Raw genomic sequence first — 22,220 nt, 5'->3', positions numbered from 1 at the left:
CAAACTTTACTTTAATAATGAAGAAACTTTTTACAATATTCATCCTTCTATTTTCCCTAAACTTGAGTTTTTCTCAGGAGTTATTGGCAAATGTACAGGTCAACACCCAACAAGTAAGCGGCAGTAACATGCAGGTTTATAAAACTTTAGAGAAAAATTTACGAGATTTCATCAACAATACAAGTTGGACGGGTAAGAAACTGCAGAATTTTGAAAAAATCAAATGTAATTTTGCCATCGTAATCAATGAAAAAACGGGCAGCAATAATTTTAAGGCGAGCATTGTGATACAAGCGGTCCGCCCAGTTTTTAACACCACTTATGAAACACCATTATTGAATTTGAACGATACTAATTTTAGTTTTGATTATACCGAAAATGAAAATTTAGTTTTCAATGAACGACAATTTTCAGGGAAGAATTTAATTGATGTTATCAGTTTTTATGTATACACCATTTTGGGCTATGATGGCGACAGTTACAAGGTTCGCGGCGGGCAACCTTGGTTTGAAAAAGCACAGAAAATATCAAATAATGCGCAGAATCAAAACTTTGCAGGTTGGTCTGTTATGGAAGGAACAAGAACCAGAGCGGCTTTGGTTGATAATATCCTGAAACCTGAACAAAACACCTTGCGAAATCTTTACTACACCTACCATCGCGCGGGTTTGGATAATCTTGGAAAACAAGATCAGTCTTCGGGTAAAAAAATTATTTCTGATGCTTTGATGCAATTGAAAACGTATGAAAATAATTTTCAGATGAATTATCCCGTCAATATTTTCATTGATAGCAAAAAGCAAGAAATTTTCGACATTTTCAATAACGGAAATAATGCAAATGTAAATATGGCTGATTTAAAAGCGCTTTTCATCATTTTATCTCCCAAAGATATTGACAGCAAATGGAATAAGTGGAAGTAATTTCGTCTACTATATTCGATGTCTTTTGGCTCTAAAACTCAAAATTCACATTGTTAAAATGATGTTAATATCGATGTTTTAGCCTTTCCTGATTTGCTTTTATTTTTCATAATCTCTTTTAAAGTCTTAAATTTACCGTTCGAAGTTTGATTTAAAACTTCGTAATTGATTTTTTAAAATATGCTTTCAAGAATATTCATTCAAAATTTCGCCCTCATTGATTCTCTCGAGATTACTTTAAACAAAGGTTTACAGGTGATTACGGGCGAGACTGGTGCTGGGAAATCGATTATTTTGGGAGCTTTGCGTTTAATTTTAGGCGAAAGGGCCGATGTAAAATCAATCCAAAGCTCTGAAACTAAAAGCATCGTTGAAGCCGAATTCATCATTAATGAAAATTTTAGATATTTCTTTGAGGAAAATGATTTGGATTTTGAAATCAATACCGTTATTCGACGAGAAGTCTTACCAACCGGTAAATCACGTGCGTTTATTAATGATGTTCCGGTCACCTTAGAAATACTTAAAAAACTTGCCGAAAAACTAATCGATATTCATTCGCAATTTGAAACTTCAAATTTGTTTGATGAAGAATATCAATTCAGAATGGTGGATGGACTCTCCAATAATAAAACGCTGATTACCAACTACCAACAAGATTTTATCGCCTACAAAAAATTGGTGAAAGAACTTGAAGATTACAAAAAACAACTCTCAGAAGGCAATAAAGAAAGCGACTACAAAGTATTTTTATTAGAAGAACTGCAGGAAGTTAATTTGGACCTGTTTGATTTAGAAGACGTTCAAAACCGATTAAGTCAACAAGAAAACGCGGAGACGATTATTGAAAATCTGTCGATCATCTTTAATAAAATGGATCAGGAAGAAATTGGTGTGCTGGATTCGTTACTGGATGTTAAAAGTAAACTTTCAAAAGTAGCCTCTTTATCGCACGAATACTCCAAATTAAATCAGCGATTTGAGGAGCAATTTGTAGAATTTAAAGATTTTCTATTTGATCTTCAAAACGAAGCTGAAAAAATGGAAACCAGTCCGGAAGCACTGTCTGAATTGTCGTTACAAGTTAACAAAATCAATTCTTTATTTCTAAAACATAAAGTGAATTCGGTTGAAGAACTGATTGAAATTCGTGATGAAATTCAGAATGAACAAACTGGTTTTGTCGAGTTAGAGTTTCTTATGGAGCAAACCGAAAAGAATATTGCCCAGGCCGCTAAGAACTTAGAAAAAATCGCGGCGGAATTATCGCAAAATCGAAAAAAAGCAATACCAGGTTTCATCAAAAAAACTGAAAAATTACTGCAGCAATTAGGTTTAGAAAAAGCAAAAATTGAAGTTCAGTTAAACGATACCACGAGTTTTACTTCCTTCGGAAAGGAGACGATTCAACTGTTATTTCAAGCAAATTCAGGTTTCCCTTTGAAACCGATTCAAACAGCAATTTCTGGGGGTGAACGCTCTCGCGTGATGCTTTCCATTAAAAAACTGATGGCAGAAAATTCAGAATTACCCACTTTAATCCTGGATGAAATTGATACTGGAGTTTCAGGAAAAGTCGCGGAAGAAATCGGGAATGTGATGAAAGAAATGTCGGAGAACATGCAGTTGATCGTCATCAGTCATCTTGCACAAGTCGCTGCCAAAGGAAATGACAATTACAAAGTTATTAAAAGAGAAGTTTCCGGGAAAACGCAATCGACCATTATCCCTTTAAATAAAGAAGAGAAATTACAAGAAATTGCACAGTTGCTTTCTGGGAGCATAATCACCGAGGCTGCAATTTCGCAGGCAAAAGAGTTGATGAAGTAACATTTCTGTAACATTTTTCTTATTTTTAGACTTATATCTAAAACCAAGACTATGTACGGGCGACTTTTACAACTTGAATTCAAAAATTTTATTCGCAATCCACAGTTCGGAGCCAACCTCGGGATGAAGATTCTAATGTTTTTCGGGATGGCTTATTTTAGTGCCATTTTCGTGGCTTTGCCTTTTATACTCTACTTTTTTACCAAGAAGAAAATGATGGCAGATCCGCTGCTGCTGTTTTGTAAATATTTCATTTATTATTGGGCATTTGATTTGGTGATCCGCTATTTCATGCAGCAGATGCCGACGCAAAACATCAAACCTTTTCTCACTTTAGGAATCACCAAGAAAAAGCTGGTGAATTATACGTTGCTAAAAATACTTTTTAACTTCTTCAATTGGGGGAATCTTTTGTTTCTTCTTCCGTTCGCGGGCTTGCTCATATTTGATGGTGGCTACTCTATTATCCACGTAATTATGTTTACCATTGGTATTTTTGCCATCTTCTATTTTAACAATTTTTTGAATATTTTATTGAATGGTAAAAACATCGTTTTATATTTTGTTTTTGGGGTGATGACCATTTTTGCCGCGTTGGAATATTATGAAATAATCGAGCTTTCTGGTTATTCCCAGACCATTTTCTATAGTTTTTACGAATATGCAGGATTCTTTTTGGTGCCAATCATATTAGCAATTGCTGTCGCATACTTGGCGTATCAGGAAATTTATAAGAATTTTTACCTCGATAAAGGTTTAGAATTAAAAGTGGCAGAAGGAAAAACAGAGAACATAGCTTTCCTCAATCGATATGGTGTTATGGGAACTTTTATTAATAATGATATTCGCTTATTAAAGAGAAGTAAAGCCGCAAAATCTGCCGTCATTGCAAGTATTTTCTTTTTGTTTTACGGACTTTTAACTTTTACCAAAGGGTACGACAACGGTTTTATGCAATTGTTCACAGGAATCTTTGTCACGGGCGGATTTATGTTGATGTTTGGCCAGCGCGTTCCCGCCTGGGACAGTTCGTATTACCCATTGATGATGACATCAAATGTGCCGTACAAAGAATACTTAAAAGGGAAATGGTCACTTATCGTGATCGGAATTTTCGTTTCTATTATTTTATCATCAGCCTATCTTTTTGTAAGTTGGGAGTTTTATCTCACGGTTCTTGCAGCTGGATTATACAATTTGGGCGTTAATTCTTATATCACTCTTTTGGCAGGTGCTTTCAACAAAAAACCGATTGATCTCAATTCAAAAAGTAAATCTTTCGGCGGCGGCGGGAATAACTTTAATATGAAAATTATGTTACTGATGCTTCCGCAGATGATTTTACCAATGGGTGTTTTCGCTGTGGTGAAATATTTCTTCGGGATCTATCCGGCCGTGGCCAGTTTAGGTATTCTGGGAATTATCGGTTTTCTGATTCGGGATAAAATTTTCGACATCATTGTTAAAGTCTACAAAACCGAAAAATATTCAACGCTGGATGCGTTTAAAAAAGTATAAATTTTGAATCTGTTTTTAGAAATAAATTTTCTAAAACCCAACAAACGATAACCTACCAACTAAAACCTAATAAAATGATTTCAATTCAAAATATCACCAAAGTGTATGGGACTAAAAAAGTTCTTCACATCGAAAATCTCGAAATTCCAAAAGGAGAAAGCTTCGGTTTGGTCGGAAATAACGGTGCCGGAAAAACAACACTTTTCAGTCTTTTATTAGATCTAATACAATCTACCACAGGATTCATAGAAATTGATGGTCAGAAAGTGAATGAAAATGAAAACTGGAAAAAGAAAGTTTCTGCTTTTATTGATGATACCTTCTTAATCGGTTATTTAACTCCAGAAGAATATTTTTATTTTCTGGGTGAACTTCGCGGTGAAAACAAAGCCAGCGTAGATGAATTCTTAAAACAATTCAATGATTTTTTCAATGGTGAAATTCTCCATGCGAAAAAATATGTTCGTGATTTATCAAAAGGAAACCAGAAAAAAGTTGGTATTGTGGGCGCGCTGATCGGCACACCCGAAATCATTGTGCTGGATGAACCTTTTGCCAACCTGGATCCATCGACCCAAATTAAACTGAAAAAACTTATTAAAGACTGGACTAAAAATGAACAAGTCACCTTCCTAATTTCAAGTCATGACCTTGCACACACCACAGAAGTTAGTAACAGAATTGTGCTACTCGACAAAGGTGAACTGGTAAAAGACATTATCACCACCCCAGAAACTTTGAAGGAATTGGAAGATTTTTTTTCAACATCAGTTGAATTTTCAATATAAATCGAAATTAGCATCCATTTTCTTTTTTAGAAAGTGGATTTTTTTTAATTCATTTTCAGGCACTTACCATTTTAATATTGGAAAAATAATTTTAGCTGTAACCTTTTCAAAGTTTCAGTGTCTTTAAAGTAGAAAGAGAATACGATGAAAATTTTGTTTAATACTAAAAAAGATGATTTGCTTAGCCGCCTAAAAAAACAGGAACCGGCTGCGCAGAAAATCTTCTATGAACAAAATGTTAAAAAATTCTTGAGCATCAGTAAAAGTTATGTCAGCGATATTTATCAGGCAGAAGACTGCGTAATCAAAGCCTTCTGCAAGGTTTTTAAAAGCATAGAAACCTTTCGCGGTGAGGGAAATATAGAAGGTTGGGCCAGGAGAATCGTAGTGAACGAGTGTCTTAATTTTATTAAAAGCCGTAAAGCCGTATTTTATATTGACGATATAAATCCTTCTATTTTAGAAGAGGTTCAAGATGAAATAATAGACTTTAACTTTAATGCACAAGAACTTTTAGATCAGCTGTCCGATGCATACCGAATGGTTTTTAACCTTTATGTGATTGAAGGTTGCTCGCATCAAGAAATCTCTGAAATATTGAACATTTCTTTATCCGTTAGCAAAACGCAACTCTTTCGGGCCAAAGAAAAACTTCGAAAAATTTACTTTCAGGAACAATTAAAATTGAAAAATGAATACGTCTAAAAATAAGATAGAACAGCAGATCAAAAAGCAAATTGAAGAACGAGAAATCGCGCCGACCAGAGATTTGTGGGTCGAAATTGAAAATCAAACTTCAATGCAGATTGCTGCAAAACAAAAGATTAATTGGTATCTCGTGGCTGCAAGTTTAGGTTTGCTTTTAAGTTTAGGAATTATTTTCATTACTAAGGATAATGATCCAATAACACCAATAGTTGAAACAAAAACGCATTCAGAGATTGTAGTTCCACCAAGAAAAATTGAAAAAGAAGAAACAAAACTGCTGGTTGAAAAAGCAAAACTTGGTTCAATAAAGATTGATCAAATTAGTCCAACTCAAAAAGCCAAAATTTCTGAGCCGCAAGTGGCTGCTGTAAAGAACGAAATTCCAGAAACTCTACCTCAACAAACCATTCTCGAAAAAGCAAAAAATCAGGTTTCTAGCAGTATAGCAATCCTAGACTCCGCAAAAATACCGACCAAGAGAAAAAGATTTGTGGATCCATCAACTTTACTTTTCTCCGTTGAACACAAAGATGTCATTGAGAAATCGAAAGATGGCAGCAACGTAGCCACCATCGATCTCAACTCGAATTAATTCACTAATAAACTTTTAAAATTTAATAAAATGATCAAGAAAATTATCATGATGGGCTTGGTATGCTTTTATGCCTCCTTCATTACTGCGCAAGTCATTATCAAATTAAATCTTCCCACAAAACAGGATACAGAGGTAAGCCCTATTGTAAAGGAGAAGATTGATGAATATGCCACGAAAATTAACAATATCATTCAAGAGGAAAAAAAGCTCATGGAATTGGAACTGGAATTTTTGGCCAAAGAAAATTTGGCACAAGCTGAATTTAATAAAAAGAAAGCAGAAATTGCAGACCGATATTCCTTAAAAATAGACAATCGGATCGAAGCATTAGGTTTCGATATGGATGAAATTATTCAAAAACAAGTTCGGTATTCTTTGCTTAATTCTGATATTACTTCCAATGAAGAGTTGAAAGCGAAATTAATGAAGAAATTTCGTGCAGTTCGAAACCTCAGTCCTTATTTCTCCTATGGAATAATGACGCTTACCAATGATCAACCCGATAATAACCTGGATAAAAATATCGCGTACAGCAATAATCTAGAACTGGGAATGAAACTCAATTACCAATTCGACAGAATGAGTCCATGGGGTTTGATTTCAGGCGTAGGCTTATCTTGGCGAACCATTCGCCTAGACAATAACAAGTTTTTCTCCAAAGATGCTAATGGAGAAGTTTCGGTCGCGAATTACGCCGGAAACATCGACAAAAATAAAATGAGAACAGGTTATTTAATGGTTCCCTTGGGCTTACAATACAACTTTTCTAAACTAAAGAATGCCGGCATGGATGTTCAGTACAAACCTTACAGTTCTGGATTTAGAGTTGCTGCCAATATGTACGGAGGCGTAAAAATGTCAACTAACAATATCATTCGCGGTGATGCTGAAGATTTTCGTAACCGTTCCAATTATCAGGTAAATCCTTTTGTATACGGTGGCCAGTTTACTTTTTCTTATAACGGTTTGAGTCTTTTCGTTAAAAAAGATTTCAGCAATTATTTTAAAGGCAATCTTTATCCAAATGATAAAGCTTTGGTTATTGGGATAGGTCTTGGATTATAAATTTTTCATAGTACTTCATATCAACAAAAAACTCTGGAAAATTCCAGAGTTTTTTAGTTTTTAGCAATAATCTATTATCTATTCGTCTTTTTTAAACCATCTCTTCCGGCTTCACCCATTCATCAAATTGATCCGCCGTCAACAATCCCAGATTTACAGCTTCTTCTTTTAAAGTCGTTCCATTTTGATGGGCGGTTTTTGCAATTTTTGCAGCGTTTTCATACCCGATGTGCGTGTTTAAGGCAGTAACCAACATTAAAGATTTATCTACCAATTCTTTAATTCTCGGTTCGTTTGGTTCAATTCCAATCGCGCAATGATCATTAAAGGAAATGCAGGCATCACCCAATAATTGTGCAGATTGCAAGAAATTGTACGCCATCACAGGTTTGAAAACATTCAATTCAAAATTTCCTTGCGTTCCGGCAAAAGTAATTGTGGTATCATTTCCCAAAACCTGTGCACAAACCATCGTCAATGCTTCATTCTGTGTCGGATTTACTTTTCCAGGCATGATGGAAGAACCAGGTTCATTTTCTGGAATATGAATTTCCCCGATTCCAGATCTCGGTCCAGACGCGAGAAAACGAATGTCTTGCGCAATTTTGTACAAAGCAACCGCCAATTGTTTCAAAGCGCCGTGCGTTTCTACAATGGCGTCGTGCGCAGCCAATGCTTCAAATTTGTTTGGTGCTGTTTCGAAAGGCAATCCAGTAAACTCTGAAATATATTTTGCAACCAAAACATCATAACCTTTTGGCGTATTCAAACCCGTTCCAACTGCAGTTCCGCCAAGTGCAATTTCCTGTAAATGCTCAAAAGTATTGGTAATTGCTTTCATTGCGTAATCCAGCTGCGCAACATAGCCAGAAAATTCCTGACCCAAAGTTAAAGGCGTTGCATCCATCAAATGGGTTCGTCCAATTTTCACAATATTTTTGAAATTTTCTGCTTTTTCATGCAACGTATTTCTCAATTTTTCTACGGAAGGCAAAGTATGTTCTACCACTTTTTTGTACGCCGCAATATGCATTGCCGTAGGAAAAGTATCATTGGAACTCTGGGATTTATTCACATCATCATTCGGATGAACTTCAGATTTTTCGCCCAAAGTTCCGCCGTTATTTACGTGTGCTTTGTTAGAAATTACCTCATTCATATTCATATTGGATTGCGTTCCAGAGCCAGTTTGCCAAATAACCAACGGAAATTGATCATTTAATTTTCCTTCCAGAATTTCATCGCAAACTTTCGCAATTAAATCTCTTTTCTCTTCGGGAAGTACGCCTAATTCTGCATTCGTAAAAGCAGCGGCTTTTTTTAAAAAGGCAAATGCTTCAATAATTTCGTGTGGCATTGATGCTTCCGGACCAATTTTAAAATTATTTCTGGAACGCTCCGTTTGCGCACCCCAAAATTTATCGGCAGGAACCTGCACATCGCCCATCGTGTCTTTTTCTGTTCTGTAATTCATTGTTTTATTTAATTTAGTTCGTCATTGCGAGGAACGTCCTGTCCGCTGTGGTGGAAAGCAATCCGTTGCAAAAAGTTGTTCGCAATGAAAGGGTTTTTCTTAAAATTTTTTTTAGGAGCAACAAGATTTTCGCATTGCTCGAAGATTGGTTCCCGCTTTTCATTCCAATCTTTTTCTTCCCGCTGTCGCGGGAAGAAAAAGGATTTTCCCTTCAATCGGGGCTAGAAGTTCAGTCAGTTATTCTTACCAAGGGAGATTTCATAAAATTACGCATTTATAAATACAATTAAAATTTCTTTAGGTTTAAAATTTGGTGTGAAATAGATTTCGCCCTTTCAGGGCTTCGCTGCACGTTCAATCCTAATAATAGGACTACGTCCTATTCTATTGATTTTGTCCTTTCAGGACTTTGATAGGCTTTCTCAACATTCATAAGACTTTGTCCTTTGCTTTTGGTTTTGTCGTTTCAGGACTTTACTGCACTTGCCTTTTCATTAACCTTAAGGATTTGTCTTTTCAACTTTCCAATGCTTTTTTTTAAAACTCTAGATAAATTTATTGGATCAGCCACGAACTGGCAAAATCATTTGTTTTGTCCTATTCTATTGATTTTGTCCTTTCAGGACTTTGATACGCTTTCTCAACATTCATAAGACTTTGTCCTTTGCTTTTGGTTTTGTCGTTTCAGGACTTTGCTGCACTTGTCTTTTCATTAACCTGAAGGATTTGTCTTTTCGTCTTTCCAACGCTTTTTTAAAAAAACACTAGTTAAATTTATTGGATCAGCCACGAACTGGCAAAATCATTTGTTTTGTCCTATTCTATTGATTTTGTCCTTTTAGGACTTTGATACGCTTTCTCAACATTCATAAGACTTTGTCCTTTGCTTTTGGTTTTTTCGTTTCAGGACTTTGCTGCACTTGCCTTTTCATTAACCTTAAGGATTTGTCTTTTCGTCTTTCCAACGCTTTTTTAAAAAAACACTAGTTAAATTTATTGGATCAGCCACGAACTGGCAAAATCATTTGTTTTGTCCTATTCTATTGATTTTGTCCATTCAAAACTTTTTTGCGCTTAGGTTACCATTATCCATAGTTTTCTGTCTTTTTATTGCTTCTAAACTATTTTAAAATGACACTTTTTACTTTTTAAAGTAACTGGAACAGCCACGAAGTGGCAAAATCATTAGTATAGGGTGTAGCCCTATGAATACATGATTTTTATGTAATGAAAAGCCCTGAAAGGGCGAAATCCATCAATGTGAATTTTAAATTTAAATGGTATAATATAACTTTGGAATGCTATATAATCTTGGGAAATGCAGAAGTTTTATCAAATCATCTTTAATAAATATTGTAATTCTAAAAATTTCAACTTAAAACCTGCGAGAGATTATTTTAAAACAAACTTTTAAACCTCCAAAAATTCCGTAATTTTACTATTTTAAAAATTAAATCAAACTATGGAATTCCACTATCAAGAACCTTTCCCAATTTCAAAAGACGAGACGCAATACAAAAAACTCACTTCAGATTACGTGACAGTGGAACAATTTGGCGAAAGAGAAATCTTAAATATCGATCCAAAAGCATTGGAACTTCTCGCCGAGAATGCTTTGGCGGATGTTTCTTTCATGTTACGTTCTGCCCATTTGCAAAAATTAAAAAATATCATCGACGATCCAGAAGCAACTGATAATGACCGATTTGTTGCCTATAATCTTTTGCAAAACGCCGCAGTTGCGATCGAAGGTGCACTTCCATCTTGCCAAGATACGGGAACTGCAATTTGTGTGGCGAAAAAAGGGGAAAACGTTTGTACTGGTGCAGAAGATGCAGAATGGATTTCCAAAGGAATTTACAATACGTACCAGGAGAAAAATTTAAGATATTCCCAGATCGTTCCTTTAAATATGTTCGAGGAAAAGAACTCTGGTTCTAATCTTCCTGCGCAAATTGATATTTATGCAGATAAAGGAAACGAATACAAATTTTTATTTCTTGCAAAAGGTGGAGGTTCGGCCAACAAAACTTTTCTCTACCAGAAAACAAAATCTTTGCTCAATGAAAGTTCTTTAGACGCTTTCGTTCGTGAAAGAATTATGGATTTGGGAACTGCGGCTTGTCCGCCTTATCATTTGGCATTGGTTATTGGCGGAACTTCTGCAGAAGCCAATTTAGCCGTGGTGAAAAAAGCGAGTGCAGGATATTACGATCATCTTCCAACGGAAGGAAATATGGGTGGTCAAGCATTTCGAGATTTGGAATGGGAGAAAAGAGTTCAGAAAATTTGCCAGGAAAGTTCCATCGGAGCACAGTTTGGTGGAAAATATTTAACACACGATGTTCGCGTGATTCGTTTGCCACGTCATGCTGCTTCCTGTCCGGTTGGAATGGGAGTTTCTTGTTCTGCAGATAGAAACATTAAAGGAAAAATCACCAAAGACGGAATCTTTTTAGAACAATTAGAAACCAATCCGAAACAATTTTTACCAGAAACCGCACCGCATTTGCAACCCGCAGTTTCTATAGACCTCAATCAACCAATGCCCGATATTTTGGCAGAACTTTCAAAATATCCAATCAAAACGAGATTGAGTTTGAATGGAACTTTAATTGTTGCGAGAGATATTGCGCACGCAAAAATCAAAGAATTGCTCGACAGCGGAAAACCGATGCCAGAATATTTCAAAAATCATCCAATTTATTATGCTGGACCCGCAAAAACTCCAGACGGAATGGCTTCAGGAAGTTTCGGACCTACAACTGCAGGAAGAATGGATGTTTATGTAGATGAATTTCAATCTCATGGTGGAAGTATGATCATGTTGGCAAAAGGAAATCGCAGCAAAGACGTTACGAATGCTTGTCATAAATATGGCGGATTTTATCTGGGATCAATCGGTGGACCCGCAGCAATTTTAGCAAAAGAAAATATTACTTCCGTAGAAGTGGTTGATTTTGAAGAATTGGGAATGGAAGCAGTACGAAAAATAGAAATCAAAAACTTCCCGGCATTCATCATTTCAGACGACAAAGGAAACGACTTTTTCGAATCGATTGCGCATTAAAAAACAGTAGAAATACAGGAAGTAAATTATAATCAATTAAAATAACAAAAATCAGGAGCAAATCTTTTGTATACATCAAAATTTATCCTATTTTTGCCTAAAATCTATTACAATGATGATGTTATCAGCATTCTTTCCATTCTATCAATTCCTTTGGACGGTTTATTTTGTAATCATGTTCCTCGTAGGATTCTGGTGTATTTTCATGTTCTTCGGATATATCATTCCACTTTGGCTCACCGCTGGATTGGCTGAATATTTCGGAAAGACAAAACCCTTCGATCCAGAAGATGTAAGAAGAAAACTCATGACCGAGCAAGAAGGCGTAGAACTTCTTTACAGCAACCCAAAAGGGCGTGGTCCATTTCTTCATACCGACGGTCATCACTAGTTGATGTCATTGCTTTCCCACTTTAATTCCGGGAAAAGCAATCGCAAAGCAAAATCATATATATAATCAGTTTCTAATTTTTTAGAAACTGATTTTTTTTAAAGCTCCTCTTCTCTAGAGACGAATTTAGGTAAGGACTTGTCGAAAGACGTGGTGTTTTTAGGAGCTACAAAACTTGCTTCTTCTTAGAAAACCACACCCGTTTTCCGCTATATCTTTTGCGCCACTACGTTCTGCAAAAGGATGCCGCTGCAACCGGGGCTAAAAAAACTTTCCTATCTATCTTCACCGAAAAAATAAAGTCTCTCTCCTTTGCAAACCAAAGATTCTCTGAACCATTTAACTTCTGCATTTTGAAGCAGAGGGATTTACCGTGAGGATTTTTCATTACCTTTGCAAACTATAAAAATCCAGAAATGTCAAAGTCACTTATACCGAAACTCGAAGCCATCAAACAACGCTACAACGAAGTTGCCGACCTCATTATTCAGCCTGAAATCATTTCTGATCAAAAGAAATATTCAACCCTGAACAAAGAATACAGCGACTTGGGAAAAATCGTCGCGGTTTTTGACCAATACATGCAAGCCCTAAACACGATTGAAGAATCCGACGAAATTATCGCCGACGGCTCTGACAAAGAGTTTGTTGAAATGGCAAAAGTAGAAAAGTATGAAATGCTCGACAAAATCCCTGCCTTAGAAGAAGAATTAAAAGTACTTTTAATTCCAAAAGATCCGACTGATGACAAAAACGTTATCGTCGAACTTCGAGCAGGAACTGGTGGTGACGAAGCAGCAATTTTCGTAGAAGATGTGTATCGGGCTTACGCAATGTACTTTAAATCAAAAGGTTGGAAACATGAAATCACCGATTCCAGCGAAGCTTCAAAAGGATATAAAGAATTGATTCTGAAGGTCGAAGGAAACGACGGTGTTTACGGCATCATGAAATTTGAATCTGGGGTGCACCGTGTGCAGCGCGTTCCAGAAACCGAATCGCAAGGTAGAGTTCACACTTCAGCAATAACAGTCGCCGTTTTACCAGAAGCTGAAGAAGTAGATTTTGAATTAAATCCCGCAGACATCGAAATGCAAACTTCAAGATCTGGTGGTGCAGGTGGACAAAACGTAAATAAAGTAGAAACTAAAGTTCAGTTAACCCACAAACCTTCCGGAATGGTCGTTGTTTGTCAGCAAGCGCGCTCTCAATTGGCAAACCGGGAATTAGCTATGGAAATGCTTCGTACCAAATTATACGACATCGAATTGCAAAAAGCAGTTGGAGATGTTGCTGCCCAAAGAAAATCAATGGTTTCGACCGGTGACCGTTCGGCAAAAATTAAAACGTACAACTATTCCCAAGGAAGAGTTACCGATCACCGAATCAACAAATCAATGTACAACCTTGATGCGTATATGAACGGTGATATCCAAGAAATGATCGACGCTGTGATTATGGCAGAAAATGCAGAGAAAATGAAAGGCGAGGAAGATAATTATTAAGGTGAAATGAGAAATTTTTTGATGATAGAAAATACTCATAATAACACTTTCTCATTTTAAAAAATCGATAATACAAAATAAGAGCGAACTAAAGTTCGCTTTTTCTTTGGACTAAAATTAAAATAGAGGAATCAATTACATCCCACCAAAAATTCTTAAATTTAACAAGTCTTACTTTTTACATTTTATAAAATAGAAAATGCGTCAAAAAATCCAAAATACAAATCCTGACTTTTCGCTAAAAACGGAACAAACGCTTCCCTATTTTTTCGAAAAAGATGGTTTGGGAATGAAATCATCTTACACCGCAAAAGATTCAAAATCAATTACAGAAAAGAAATATTCTGCTGGAATTGCTCCGTATTTGCGTGGACCATACTCTACGATGTACGTTCAAAAACCCTGGACCATTCGTCAATACGCCGGATTTTCTACGGCGGAAGAATCCAACGCTTTTTATAGAAGAAACTTAGCGGCTGGACAAAAAGGTTTGTCGGTTGCATTCGATTTAGCGACGCATCGCGGTTACGATTCTGATCATCCAAGAGTTGAAGGTGATGTCGGGAAGGCTGGAGTTGCCATCGATTCCATTGAAGATATGAAGATTTTATTCAATGAAATCCCGTTGGGTGAAATCTCAGTTTCAATGACCATGAATGGGGCAGTTTTACCGATTTTAGCATTTTATATTGTCGCTGCAGAAGAACAAGGCGTTTCTCAAGAAAAATTATCAGGAACAATCCAAAATGATATTTTAAAAGAGTTCATGGTTCGAAATACTTATATTTATCCACCGACTCCTTCCATGAAAATCATTGCGGATATTTTCGAATATACGGCGCAAAATATCCCGAAATTTAATTCGATTTCAATTTCGGGTTATCACATGCAAGAGGCAGGAGCAACGCCGGTTTTAGAAATGGCTTATACCTTGGCCGATGGTTTAGAATACGTAAGAACCGGGATAAAAGCCGGAATGAAAATCGATGATTTTGCACCTCGATTATCTTTTTTCTGGGCGATTGGGATGAACCACTTTATGGAAATTGCGAAAATGCGTGCGGCGAGATATATTTGGGCAAATCTCTTAACACAATTTAATCCACAGAATCCCAAATCTTTAGCCTTAAGAACGCATTCTCAAACTTCCGGTTGGAGTTTAACCGAACAGGAACCCTTTAATAATATTACAAGAACCACCATTGAAGCTTTATCCGCTGCTTTGGGCGGAACACAATCTCTACACACGAACGCTTTAGATGAAGCCATCGCTTTACCAACCGATTACTCCGCGAAAATCGCCAGAAATACCCAAATTATTTTACAACAGGAAAGCGGAATATGCGATGTTGTAGATCCAATGGGAGGAAGTCATTTGGTGGAAAGTCTCACGCAACAGATGATTGAAGAAGCCATGAAATTCATCGATGAAGTGGAGAAAGAAGGCGGAATGACCAAAGCCATCGAAGCCGGAATTCCGAAAATGAGAATAGAAGAAGCTGCTGCTAAAAAGCAAGCTAAAATTGATAGTGGTGAAGAATTTATTATCGGTGTTAATTCTTTTAAATCAACTCAAAAACAAATGGAATTGGATATTTTAGATATCGATAATTCTGAAGTCCGCCGCAAACAAATCGAAAGATTACATCAGATAAAAACCGATAGAAATTCTGAAGCCGTGCTAGAAATTTTAGAAAAACTAAAAGAATCTGCACAATCTGGTGACGGAAATCTTTTAGAAATTTGTATCGAAGCTGCTCGTAGAAGAGTGACTTTAGGAGAAATGAGCGACGCGATGGAAGAAAGCTTCGGTCGCTACAAAGCCAATATCAGAACCATACAAGGAGTTTACGCTATGAATGCAAGCAAAAATGAATTTTTTGGAAAAGCACTTTCCTTAGCAGAAAAGTTTGAAGAAAATGAAGGACGACGACCGAGAATTATGGTTGTGAAAATGGGACAGGACGGACATGATCGTGGTGCAAAAGTGGTCGCAACCGCTTTCGCAGATATGGGATTCGATGTTGATGTGGCGCCGTTATTTCAAACTCCTGCAGAAGTTGCAAAACAAGCCGTAGAAAACGACATCCACATCTTGGGTGTTTCTTCCTTAGCAGCCGGACATAAATATCTAGTGCCAGAAGTGGTTTCCGAATTGAAAAAACTCGGCGCAGAAGACATTACAATCGTCGTAGGTGGTGTAATTCCAAAACAAGATTACGATTTTCTTTACCAAAATGGAGCAGATTTCATCTTCGGACCAGGAACAAATTTACCGAAATCAGCGTGTGAGATATTAGAAAAATTCCTTGCTTAAATAAATTTGAATCGTGATTTCATGAAAAATACTATTTTTCTTCTAGTATTCTTTTCTTTCTTTTGTTGTAAAAAGTAGATGAAAATTTAGATTTAAAATATGAAGTATTGAATCAATTGATAAAAGATGATTCTCAAAAAAAATCCGATTTAAATTATCTTTACAAGTCTTCTTCGGCAACGAATTTTCAAATAGTAAATTTAGACAAGGAAAAAATTGATGATAATGCCTTAATATTCAATTCTTTAGAATTAAAAAGTGACACCTTATTTTCTGCTCAAGACATCGAGTATTTAATTTCTCAAACAATTCCTTACAATTCACAAGAATTTGATTTAGATCCAGAAAAAATTCACACGAAAACTGCTGTTATTAAAAACGAAGATTTAAATGAAATTAAAGAAAACTATCCCAATGCAAAGGAATATTGGAGAAGATTCAATTTAAAATTTGGTGAAAAATGCATCCGAAATTATTCTGAACCTATTTTCAATTTAAAAAAAAATATTTGCATCATACGAATTTCCGAATCTTGCGGTCCATTATGGGGAGGTGGTTCTACAGGAATTTTCAAAAAATTAAAAGGAAGATGGGTAGAAATCAAATCCCAAAATCATTGGGTAAATTGAAAAAAAAATTCTTTAAAATTTGCAATTTCAAAAATTATTCTATATTTGCACTTCAAAATAATCATTAATCAATAAAAAAACAACGAAGCAATGTTCAAATTTACACAGCATTCAGCAGTAGGATTGCCACTTTTGGTGGTACGGCTTCGTGGTATGGTTCATTCTTAATACAATAGTATAATGAAATATATAAACCCGAAGTCATAAGATTTCGGGTTTTTCTTTGTACAAAAATCTCAATTAAATTTCCCGATTTCTTTCATTGCGAGGCACGAATCAATCCCCTATTTAGAAAGATTACAATCTTTTTTTGGAGCTATTTCCTGCTTTTCGTTGCAATCTTTTTTTTCCTTTCAGAAAAAAAAGGATTTCCACTGCAATCAGGGCTATGAAACTCCAAACAAAAACAAGGTTCGTTATCAAAAATGAAACCTTCATTAAAAATTTAATTAAAAAAATTACGGCAATTTGAGGTCTATCATCTATTGTCTAACCATCTATTATTTTAAAAAAATGGGAAATTTAAAAATAAAAGGAAAAGACCTGCTCAAGTTAGGTTATCCGAACAATCAAAGCGTGAATATTGCTTTGGAGGTAATGAAAAGAAATTTTTCCACCAAAAATATTCATCATGTAAAATCAATTTTAAAAGAAATTCTAATGAATCCAAAAGATTTTGAAAACGATCTCACATTTGGTCAGATTGCAGAAGCATTAATAAATTCAAACAAAACAGAAAAAAGAATGTTGCTCGCAAACAGAGTTCCCTTCAAAATTTTTGGAACCGATATTTCAGACGAAGCCAAAAACCAATTGTACACCGGATTGAAATTACCAATAAGCGTTCAAGGTGCTTTAATGCCAGATGCTCACAGTGGTTATGGACTTCCAATTGGTGGAGTTCCCGCTGTAGAAAATGCCGTAATTCCGTATGCAGTCGGAATGGACATCGGTTGCAGAATGAGTTTAAGTATTTTGGATACGCCAATTTCTTACCTCAACGGAGCGAAAGATAAATATGAAAAAGCATTGGCAGAAAACACAAAATTTGGAATGAATGAAGTACACAAATCGGTTTACGATCACGAAATTTTCGACAGCGAAACTTTTGATTTAATTCCGATTTTAAAACGTTTGAAAGGAAAAGCCATCAAACAATTGGGCAGTTCCGGCGGTGGAAATCATTTTGTGGAATTTGGCGAAGTGGAAATCACGGAAGAAGATTCGCAAATCAATTTGCCAAAAGGGAAATATTTAGGAATTCTTTCTCACAGCGGATCTCGTGGATTTGGAGCAGAAATCGCTCAATATTATTCCAGAATGGCGACCGAACAATGTCCATTGCCAAAAGAAGCGCAAAATTTTGCCTGGCTGGATTTGGATTCTCACATCGGGTTGGAATATTGGACCGCGATGAATCTTGCGGGAGATTATGCAAAAGCCTGTCACGATGATATTCATCGAAGATTAGTGAAAGCAGTTGGCGGTCGCGTAAAAGCCAGAATAGAAAACCATCACAACTTTGCGTGGAAAGAAATTCACCACGAAAAAGAAGTGATCGTCCACAGAAAAGGAGCAACGCCAGCAAACGAAAACGAATTGGGAATAATTCCCGGTTCTATGACGGCGAAAGGTTTCATAATTCGTGGAAAAGCAAATCCAGAATCTTTGAATTCGGCTTCTCATGGAGCTGGAAGACAACATTCTAGAGGTGCGTGTAGAAATTTATTTACGCAAAGTGACATCAATAAAGAATTAAAATTAAAAAATGTGACTTTAATGGGTGGAAGTTCGGAAGAAGCACCAATGGCTTACAAAAACATCAATGAAGTGATGAATGCGCAAAGCGATCTGGTAGATATTCTGGGAACTTTTCAACCGAGAATCGTGAGAATGGACAAATAATTCAAAACTAAACCTTCAAGGTTTTAAAAACCTTGAAGGTTTGATAACAGAAAAAATAAAATGGACAAAATAATACAAATTTCTTCGGGAAAAGGACCTTTGGAATGCCAGTTTGTGGTAGCAAAAGTTCTGAAAGTTTTCCTGGAAGAAGCAAAAGAAAATTCGATAGAATATGAAATTATTCATCGGGAAAAAGGGGATGAAAATCTCACTTTGAAATCTGTAACCCTACTTTTAAAAGGAAAAAATTTAGAAAATTTTGCGAAAAGTTGGTTGGGAAGTATTTGCTGGATTGGAAAAAGTACATTCCGCAAAAACCATCAAAGGAGCAATTGGTTTATCGGCGTTTTTGAATTGGAAAATTTGGAGAAAACAGCATTTAACCCAAAAGATATTCAATTTCAAACCACGAGAAGTCAAGGAAGTGGCGGACAAAACGTGAACAAAGTAAGTACCGCAGTTCGCGCGACGCATTTGCCGACTAAAATTTCGGTTTTTGTTCAAGACACTCGATCTCAATTGGAAAATAAGAAAATATCCATCAAAAGATTAGAGGAAAAAGTACTGGAAATCGACCTTAGAAATCTTGAAAAACAAATGCAAGAAACTTGGAAAAACCAAACAGAAATTCAACGCGGAAATCCCACCAGAACGTTTAAAGGAACAGATTTCAAAAATAATGAAGCCGATTTATCTTTCAAAAAGAAAAGAAGTCGGTTGAAAAATGAACTTAAAAATTATAGAAATGAACTTAACTAAAAATAAATATTACTTCGAGGCATTGGATTGCTATCCATACAATTTGCCGGATTGTTTGGAATCGCTAAACTACGCGTTATCCTACGATCCGGAAGATTCTGACGCTTTATGTTTGATGGGAAGAATCCACTCAGAAGTTTTGCACGATTATGAAACCGCGAAAGATTATTATGCAGAAGCGATGATGTATGACGTTGCGAATATCAACACGCCACAATATTACATCCATTGTTTGATCAACAACGAAGATTTTGCCGAAGCAGAAAAATTAATCAATTATGCTTTAAGAATTAAAGGCATCGATAAATCAAATTTGTGGTTTTACAGATCCATACTTTCGGAGAAAAGAGGAAGTTTTTCTAATGCTTTTCAATTTTTAAAAGAAGCGGAAAAATTTTGTTTCAACTCTTGCAGTTTGGATTTTGTACAAGAGCGCAAGAAATTGATCAAAACAAAAATGAAAAAGCAAAAATCTAAAAAGAAGAAGGAAACCAAATGAGGTTTCCTTTTTTTTATTCTTTAAGAGCTTGAATCAAATCCTCCACTTCAATTTTCTGGTAGACATATTTCTTTTGTAGGTCTGAGTTTTCTCCCATTCTTCTATAATATTCCAAAGCTTTTTCGCCAAAAAATTTTTTATGAAAATCGGAAACATCGGGAACGAGTGGAAATTCTTTATGGAAAAGCATTTCGTAATACGCCTGAAATTCGCGTTCGTTTTTGTCTTCTACTAAAGTCTCCGGTGATTTTTGTCGAACATGTAACATTTCATGTGCAACCATATTTACAATTAAATTCAGTTCAAAATCAAAAAGGTTTCGCGGAATCATTACCATTTGCTTTTCACCAAGTGCCCCTTCTGCGGTGAGTAAAATTTTGTGAGGTTCCAATTCTGGACGAAAACCGAAACCTGCGAAGTTTTCACTCTCTAATCCAAAAGTTTCAATGAGGAAATGGGCAGCGTCGGAAATTTGGTCGTGTTCTTTGTAAGCGTTAAGATGGTCTTTGATATGTTCTAGATTCATATTTTAAAGATAAGAGTTTTTGGTACAATCATTATTTATAGTAAATATTTTTTCACGCAAAGACGCAAAGGAATTACAAATACACTGTGAAAAAATTACGGACGCAAAGGCGTTTCACTTAGCAAAGGCACGAATTTATAACACATTTTTATCGAGTAAGAAGTAGAAGTTTGGCTAAGTCTGAATCTTTTTTTCAAACAAAGAAACGGGCTAAAGCCCGTTTCTAGTGATGGTTTTGTTTTTAAAACAAATTATATTTTTGATTCCCAGTTGCGACCCGACTTGAGTGAAGCTCTTTTTATAAAATAAATTGCGTTGGATTTGGCAATGGCTTATTTTATAAAAAAGCGGGAACGGAAGGCGGAATTTGTCGCCCTAAAATATATCTTTAAATTCCATATCAACCTCTAATTTTTCTGCCAGAAGTTTGGAAATTTTCACTCGCAGGGGTTCGATGTCGATATTTTCCATCGCATCATTTGCGAAGGCAAACAATAACATGGCCTGCGCTTCTTTCTTGGAAATTCCACGTGCACGAAGGTAAAATAAGGCTTCCTCATTCAATTGACCGACCGTGCAACCGTGTGAACATTTCACATCATCTGCGAAAATTTCAAGCTGTGGTTTGGTGTCAACGGAAGCGCCTTCATCGAGTAAGACATTGTTGTTTTGCTGATAGGCGTTGGTTTTCTGCGCGATTTTATCTACGAAAACTTTGCCATTGAAAACCCCATGGGATTTGCCTTTGTAAATTCCTTTGTAATTCTGGTAACTTTCGCAATTGGGAGTTTTGTGGTGAACCGCGGTGTGATGATCGACTAATTGTTCGCCATCGATAATGGTAATGCCGTTCATAAACGAGTTAATATTTTCGCCATTATGAATGAAATCCAAGTTGTTACGAACTAATTTTCCGCCAAATGAAAACGTGTTGACTGTAGTCAGACTGTCGCGCTCTTGTTTTGCAAAAGTGTGATCCATCATGTACGACGTATCGCTGTCATTCTGCACTTTATGCCAATCTGCTTTTGCATTTTGGTAAGTAAAAATCTCGGTCACAGAATTGGTGAAAACAAAAGTTTCATCGAAATTATGATGACTTTCAATCACTTCGATCTTGGAACCTTCTTCCGCAATCAGTAAATTACGGGTATTATAAACTGTGTTTTCTGTCTGATTTTGAGAGAGATAAAAAACATGAATCGGTTTTTCAATAACCACATTTTTAGGAACTTTTAAGAAAAATCCCATTTTGCAGTAAGCGGTATTTAAATTCGTAAAGGCTAGGTCTTTGGCTGTAATCGTATTGAAATAATGTTCGAAAACATCTTTATGTTTAGGATCGTTTAGGGCATAATTAAAGGAAAGCAGCTCTACATTTTCAATGGTAATTTTAGACAGTTCTTTGTGTAATTTACCATTAATAAAGACAATCCAATCAAAGTTCTCTTCGCCCAAATGCAGTTCAGCAATTTTTTCTTTTGAAATGGTATGCGCTTCTGTAGGGAAAAAATTATAATTTTTCTCGGTGATTTCGCGTAAGTTGGTATATTTATATTCCTCGTCTTTTTTTGTTGGAAAGCCAAAATGGAAGAATTCTTTCAAGGCGGCAGTTCGGGTCTCATCGAGAAAACGGTGTTGAAGCGTTTCTAAAAAAGCAGCGTGGTTGTTTTGTATATTTTCTAGTAAGGCCATTGTATTGATTTGAAATTCGACAT

At 36.0% G+C, this 22,220-nt stretch carries 18 protein-coding genes; 15 read left to right on the top strand and 3 right to left on the bottom strand.

All coding sequences use genetic code 11. From position 1 onward, the window contains the following. The first annotated feature begins 17 nt into the window (after positions 1-17). The 7 genes from porD to QWY78_RS03835 all read left to right on the top strand — a co-directional run bounded on the left by porD (position 18) and on the right by QWY78_RS03835 (position 7,427). The gene (gene porD, locus QWY78_RS03865) at positions 18-923 is read left to right on the top strand and encodes a type IX secretion system protein PorD (protein ID WP_290216778.1); all 906 of its coding nucleotides are present in this window, start codon (positions 18-20) and stop codon (positions 921-923) included. A 180-nt stretch (positions 924-1,103) separates the two neighbouring features. After that, positions 1,104-2,753, top strand: coding sequence for a DNA repair protein RecN (locus QWY78_RS03860; RefSeq protein ID WP_290216777.1), 1,650 nt, complete (start codon positions 1,104-1,106; stop codon positions 2,751-2,753). Positions 2,754-2,804: 51 nt separating this feature from the next. Further along, complete coding sequence (locus QWY78_RS03855; protein WP_290216775.1) at positions 2,805-4,271, top strand: DUF5687 family protein; 1,467 nt, start codon at positions 2,805-2,807, stop codon at positions 4,269-4,271. A gap of 74 nt (positions 4,272-4,345) precedes the next feature. Further along, positions 4,346-5,059, top strand: coding sequence for an ABC transporter ATP-binding protein (locus tag QWY78_RS03850; RefSeq protein WP_290216773.1), 714 nt, complete (start codon positions 4,346-4,348; stop codon positions 5,057-5,059). A gap of 144 nt (positions 5,060-5,203) precedes the next feature. Next, positions 5,204-5,764, top strand: coding sequence for an RNA polymerase sigma factor (locus tag QWY78_RS03845; RefSeq protein ID WP_290216771.1), 561 nt, complete (start codon positions 5,204-5,206; stop codon positions 5,762-5,764). Beyond that, entirely contained in the window at positions 5,751-6,359 is a 609-nt protein-coding gene (locus QWY78_RS03840) for a hypothetical protein (protein ID WP_290216769.1), read from the top strand. The genes QWY78_RS03845 and QWY78_RS03840 overlap by 14 nt, the downstream gene beginning before the upstream one ends. A 30-nt stretch (positions 6,360-6,389) precedes the next feature. Continuing rightward, complete coding sequence (locus tag QWY78_RS03835) at positions 6,390-7,427, top strand: outer membrane beta-barrel protein (RefSeq protein WP_290216767.1); 1,038 nt, start codon at positions 6,390-6,392, stop codon at positions 7,425-7,427. A 91-nt stretch (positions 7,428-7,518) separates the two neighbouring features. On the opposite strand, the gene fumC is transcribed toward QWY78_RS03835, so the two are convergent. Continuing rightward, entirely contained in the window at positions 7,519-8,901 is a 1,383-nt protein-coding gene (gene fumC, locus QWY78_RS03830) for a class II fumarate hydratase (RefSeq protein WP_290216765.1), read from the bottom strand. A gap of 1,462 nt (positions 8,902-10,363) precedes the next feature. Here fumC and QWY78_RS03825 point away from each other — a divergent pair. The 8 genes from QWY78_RS03825 (at position 10,364) to QWY78_RS03790 (ending at position 19,976) form a co-directional block, all read left to right on the top strand. Next, complete coding sequence (locus tag QWY78_RS03825) at positions 10,364-11,971, top strand: fumarate hydratase (protein WP_290216763.1); 1,608 nt, start codon at positions 10,364-10,366, stop codon at positions 11,969-11,971. A 115-nt stretch (positions 11,972-12,086) separates the two neighbouring features. Continuing rightward, positions 12,087-12,362: a hypothetical protein gene (locus QWY78_RS03820; RefSeq protein WP_290216996.1), complete on the top strand. Its 276-nt coding sequence runs from the start codon at positions 12,087-12,089 to the stop codon at positions 12,360-12,362. A 416-nt stretch (positions 12,363-12,778) separates the two neighbouring features. Continuing rightward, positions 12,779-13,867 carry a peptide chain release factor 1 gene (gene prfA / locus QWY78_RS03815; protein WP_290216761.1) on the top strand — a complete coding sequence of 363 codons (1,089 nt, stop codon included), beginning with the start codon at positions 12,779-12,781 and terminating at the stop codon, positions 13,865-13,867. Between the two features lie 199 nt (positions 13,868-14,066). Continuing rightward, positions 14,067-16,184, top strand: coding sequence for a methylmalonyl-CoA mutase (gene scpA, locus QWY78_RS03810; protein ID WP_290216759.1), 2,118 nt, complete (start codon positions 14,067-14,069; stop codon positions 16,182-16,184). A 107-nt stretch (positions 16,185-16,291) separates the two neighbouring features. Further along, positions 16,292-16,813, top strand: coding sequence for a hypothetical protein (locus QWY78_RS03805; RefSeq protein WP_290216757.1), 522 nt, complete (start codon positions 16,292-16,294; stop codon positions 16,811-16,813). Between the two features lie 513 nt (positions 16,814-17,326). Beyond that, on the top strand, positions 17,327-18,718 hold the full coding sequence (locus QWY78_RS03800; RefSeq protein ID WP_290216755.1) for an RtcB family protein: 1,392 nt from the start codon (positions 17,327-17,329) through the stop codon (positions 18,716-18,718). Positions 18,719-18,778: 60 nt separating this feature from the next. Next, a complete protein-coding gene (gene prfH / locus QWY78_RS03795; protein WP_290216753.1) occupies positions 18,779-19,477 on the top strand; it encodes a peptide chain release factor H in 699 nt (232 codons plus the stop codon). After that, positions 19,464-19,976, top strand: a complete 513-nt coding sequence (locus tag QWY78_RS03790; RefSeq protein WP_290216751.1) for a tetratricopeptide repeat protein — start codon at positions 19,464-19,466, stop codon at positions 19,974-19,976. Before prfH ends, QWY78_RS03790 begins: the two co-directional genes overlap by 14 nt. 13 nt (positions 19,977-19,989) lie before the next feature. On the opposite strand, the gene QWY78_RS03785 is transcribed toward QWY78_RS03790, so the two are convergent. Beyond that, positions 19,990-20,502 (bottom strand): hypothetical protein, encoded by a 513-nt coding sequence (locus tag QWY78_RS03785; RefSeq protein WP_290216750.1) that lies wholly within the window; start codon positions 20,500-20,502, stop codon positions 19,990-19,992. A gap of 375 nt (positions 20,503-20,877) precedes the next feature. Continuing rightward, on the bottom strand, positions 20,878-22,197 hold the full coding sequence (gene sufD / locus QWY78_RS03780; RefSeq protein ID WP_290216748.1) for a Fe-S cluster assembly protein SufD: 1,320 nt from the start codon (positions 22,195-22,197) through the stop codon (positions 20,878-20,880). Positions 22,198-22,220: the final 23 nt, after the last annotated feature.

It is taken from the genome of Kaistella yonginensis (genome assembly GCF_030409525.1).
GTDB lineage: Bacteria > Bacteroidota > Bacteroidia > Flavobacteriales > Weeksellaceae > Kaistella > Kaistella yonginensis.
The sequence above is the reverse complement of the archived record's forward strand: the minus strand, read 5'-3'. Positions and strand labels throughout refer to the sequence as shown.

What these genes read in the sequence shown, in the direction of transcription:
- prfA (WP_290216761.1), top strand. Translation starts at nt 12,779, where the DNA reads ATGTCAAAGTCACTTATACCGAAACTCGAAGCCATCAAACAACGCTAC.
- QWY78_RS03790 (WP_290216751.1), top strand. Translation starts at nt 19,464, where the DNA reads ATGAACTTAACTAAAAATAAATATTACTTCGAGGCATTGGATTGCTAT.
- QWY78_RS03840 (WP_290216769.1), top strand. Translation starts at nt 5,751, where the DNA reads ATGAATACGTCTAAAAATAAGATAGAACAGCAGATCAAAAAGCAAATT.
- porD (WP_290216778.1), top strand. Translation starts at nt 18, where the DNA reads ATGAAGAAACTTTTTACAATATTCATCCTTCTATTTTCCCTAAACTTG.
- QWY78_RS03845 (WP_290216771.1), top strand. Translation starts at nt 5,204, where the DNA reads ATGAAAATTTTGTTTAATACTAAAAAAGATGATTTGCTTAGCCGCCTA.
- QWY78_RS03785 (WP_290216750.1), bottom strand. Translation starts at nt 20,502, where the DNA reads ATGAATCTAGAACATATCAAAGACCATCTTAACGCTTACAAAGAACAC.
- QWY78_RS03860 (WP_290216777.1), top strand. Translation starts at nt 1,104, where the DNA reads ATGCTTTCAAGAATATTCATTCAAAATTTCGCCCTCATTGATTCTCTC.
- QWY78_RS03855 (WP_290216775.1), top strand. Translation starts at nt 2,805, where the DNA reads ATGTACGGGCGACTTTTACAACTTGAATTCAAAAATTTTATTCGCAAT.
- QWY78_RS03825 (WP_290216763.1), top strand. Translation starts at nt 10,364, where the DNA reads ATGGAATTCCACTATCAAGAACCTTTCCCAATTTCAAAAGACGAGACG.
- scpA (WP_290216759.1), top strand. Translation starts at nt 14,067, where the DNA reads ATGCGTCAAAAAATCCAAAATACAAATCCTGACTTTTCGCTAAAAACG.
- sufD (WP_290216748.1), bottom strand. Translation starts at nt 22,197, where the DNA reads ATGGCCTTACTAGAAAATATACAAAACAACCACGCTGCTTTTTTAGAA.
- prfH (WP_290216753.1), top strand. Translation starts at nt 18,779, where the DNA reads ATGGACAAAATAATACAAATTTCTTCGGGAAAAGGACCTTTGGAATGC.
- QWY78_RS03820 (WP_290216996.1), top strand. Translation starts at nt 12,087, where the DNA reads ATGATGTTATCAGCATTCTTTCCATTCTATCAATTCCTTTGGACGGTT.
- QWY78_RS03835 (WP_290216767.1), top strand. Translation starts at nt 6,390, where the DNA reads ATGATCAAGAAAATTATCATGATGGGCTTGGTATGCTTTTATGCCTCC.
- fumC (WP_290216765.1), bottom strand. Translation starts at nt 8,901, where the DNA reads ATGAATTACAGAACAGAAAAAGACACGATGGGCGATGTGCAGGTTCCT.
- QWY78_RS03800 (WP_290216755.1), top strand. Translation starts at nt 17,327, where the DNA reads ATGGGAAATTTAAAAATAAAAGGAAAAGACCTGCTCAAGTTAGGTTAT.
- QWY78_RS03850 (WP_290216773.1), top strand. Translation starts at nt 4,346, where the DNA reads ATGATTTCAATTCAAAATATCACCAAAGTGTATGGGACTAAAAAAGTT.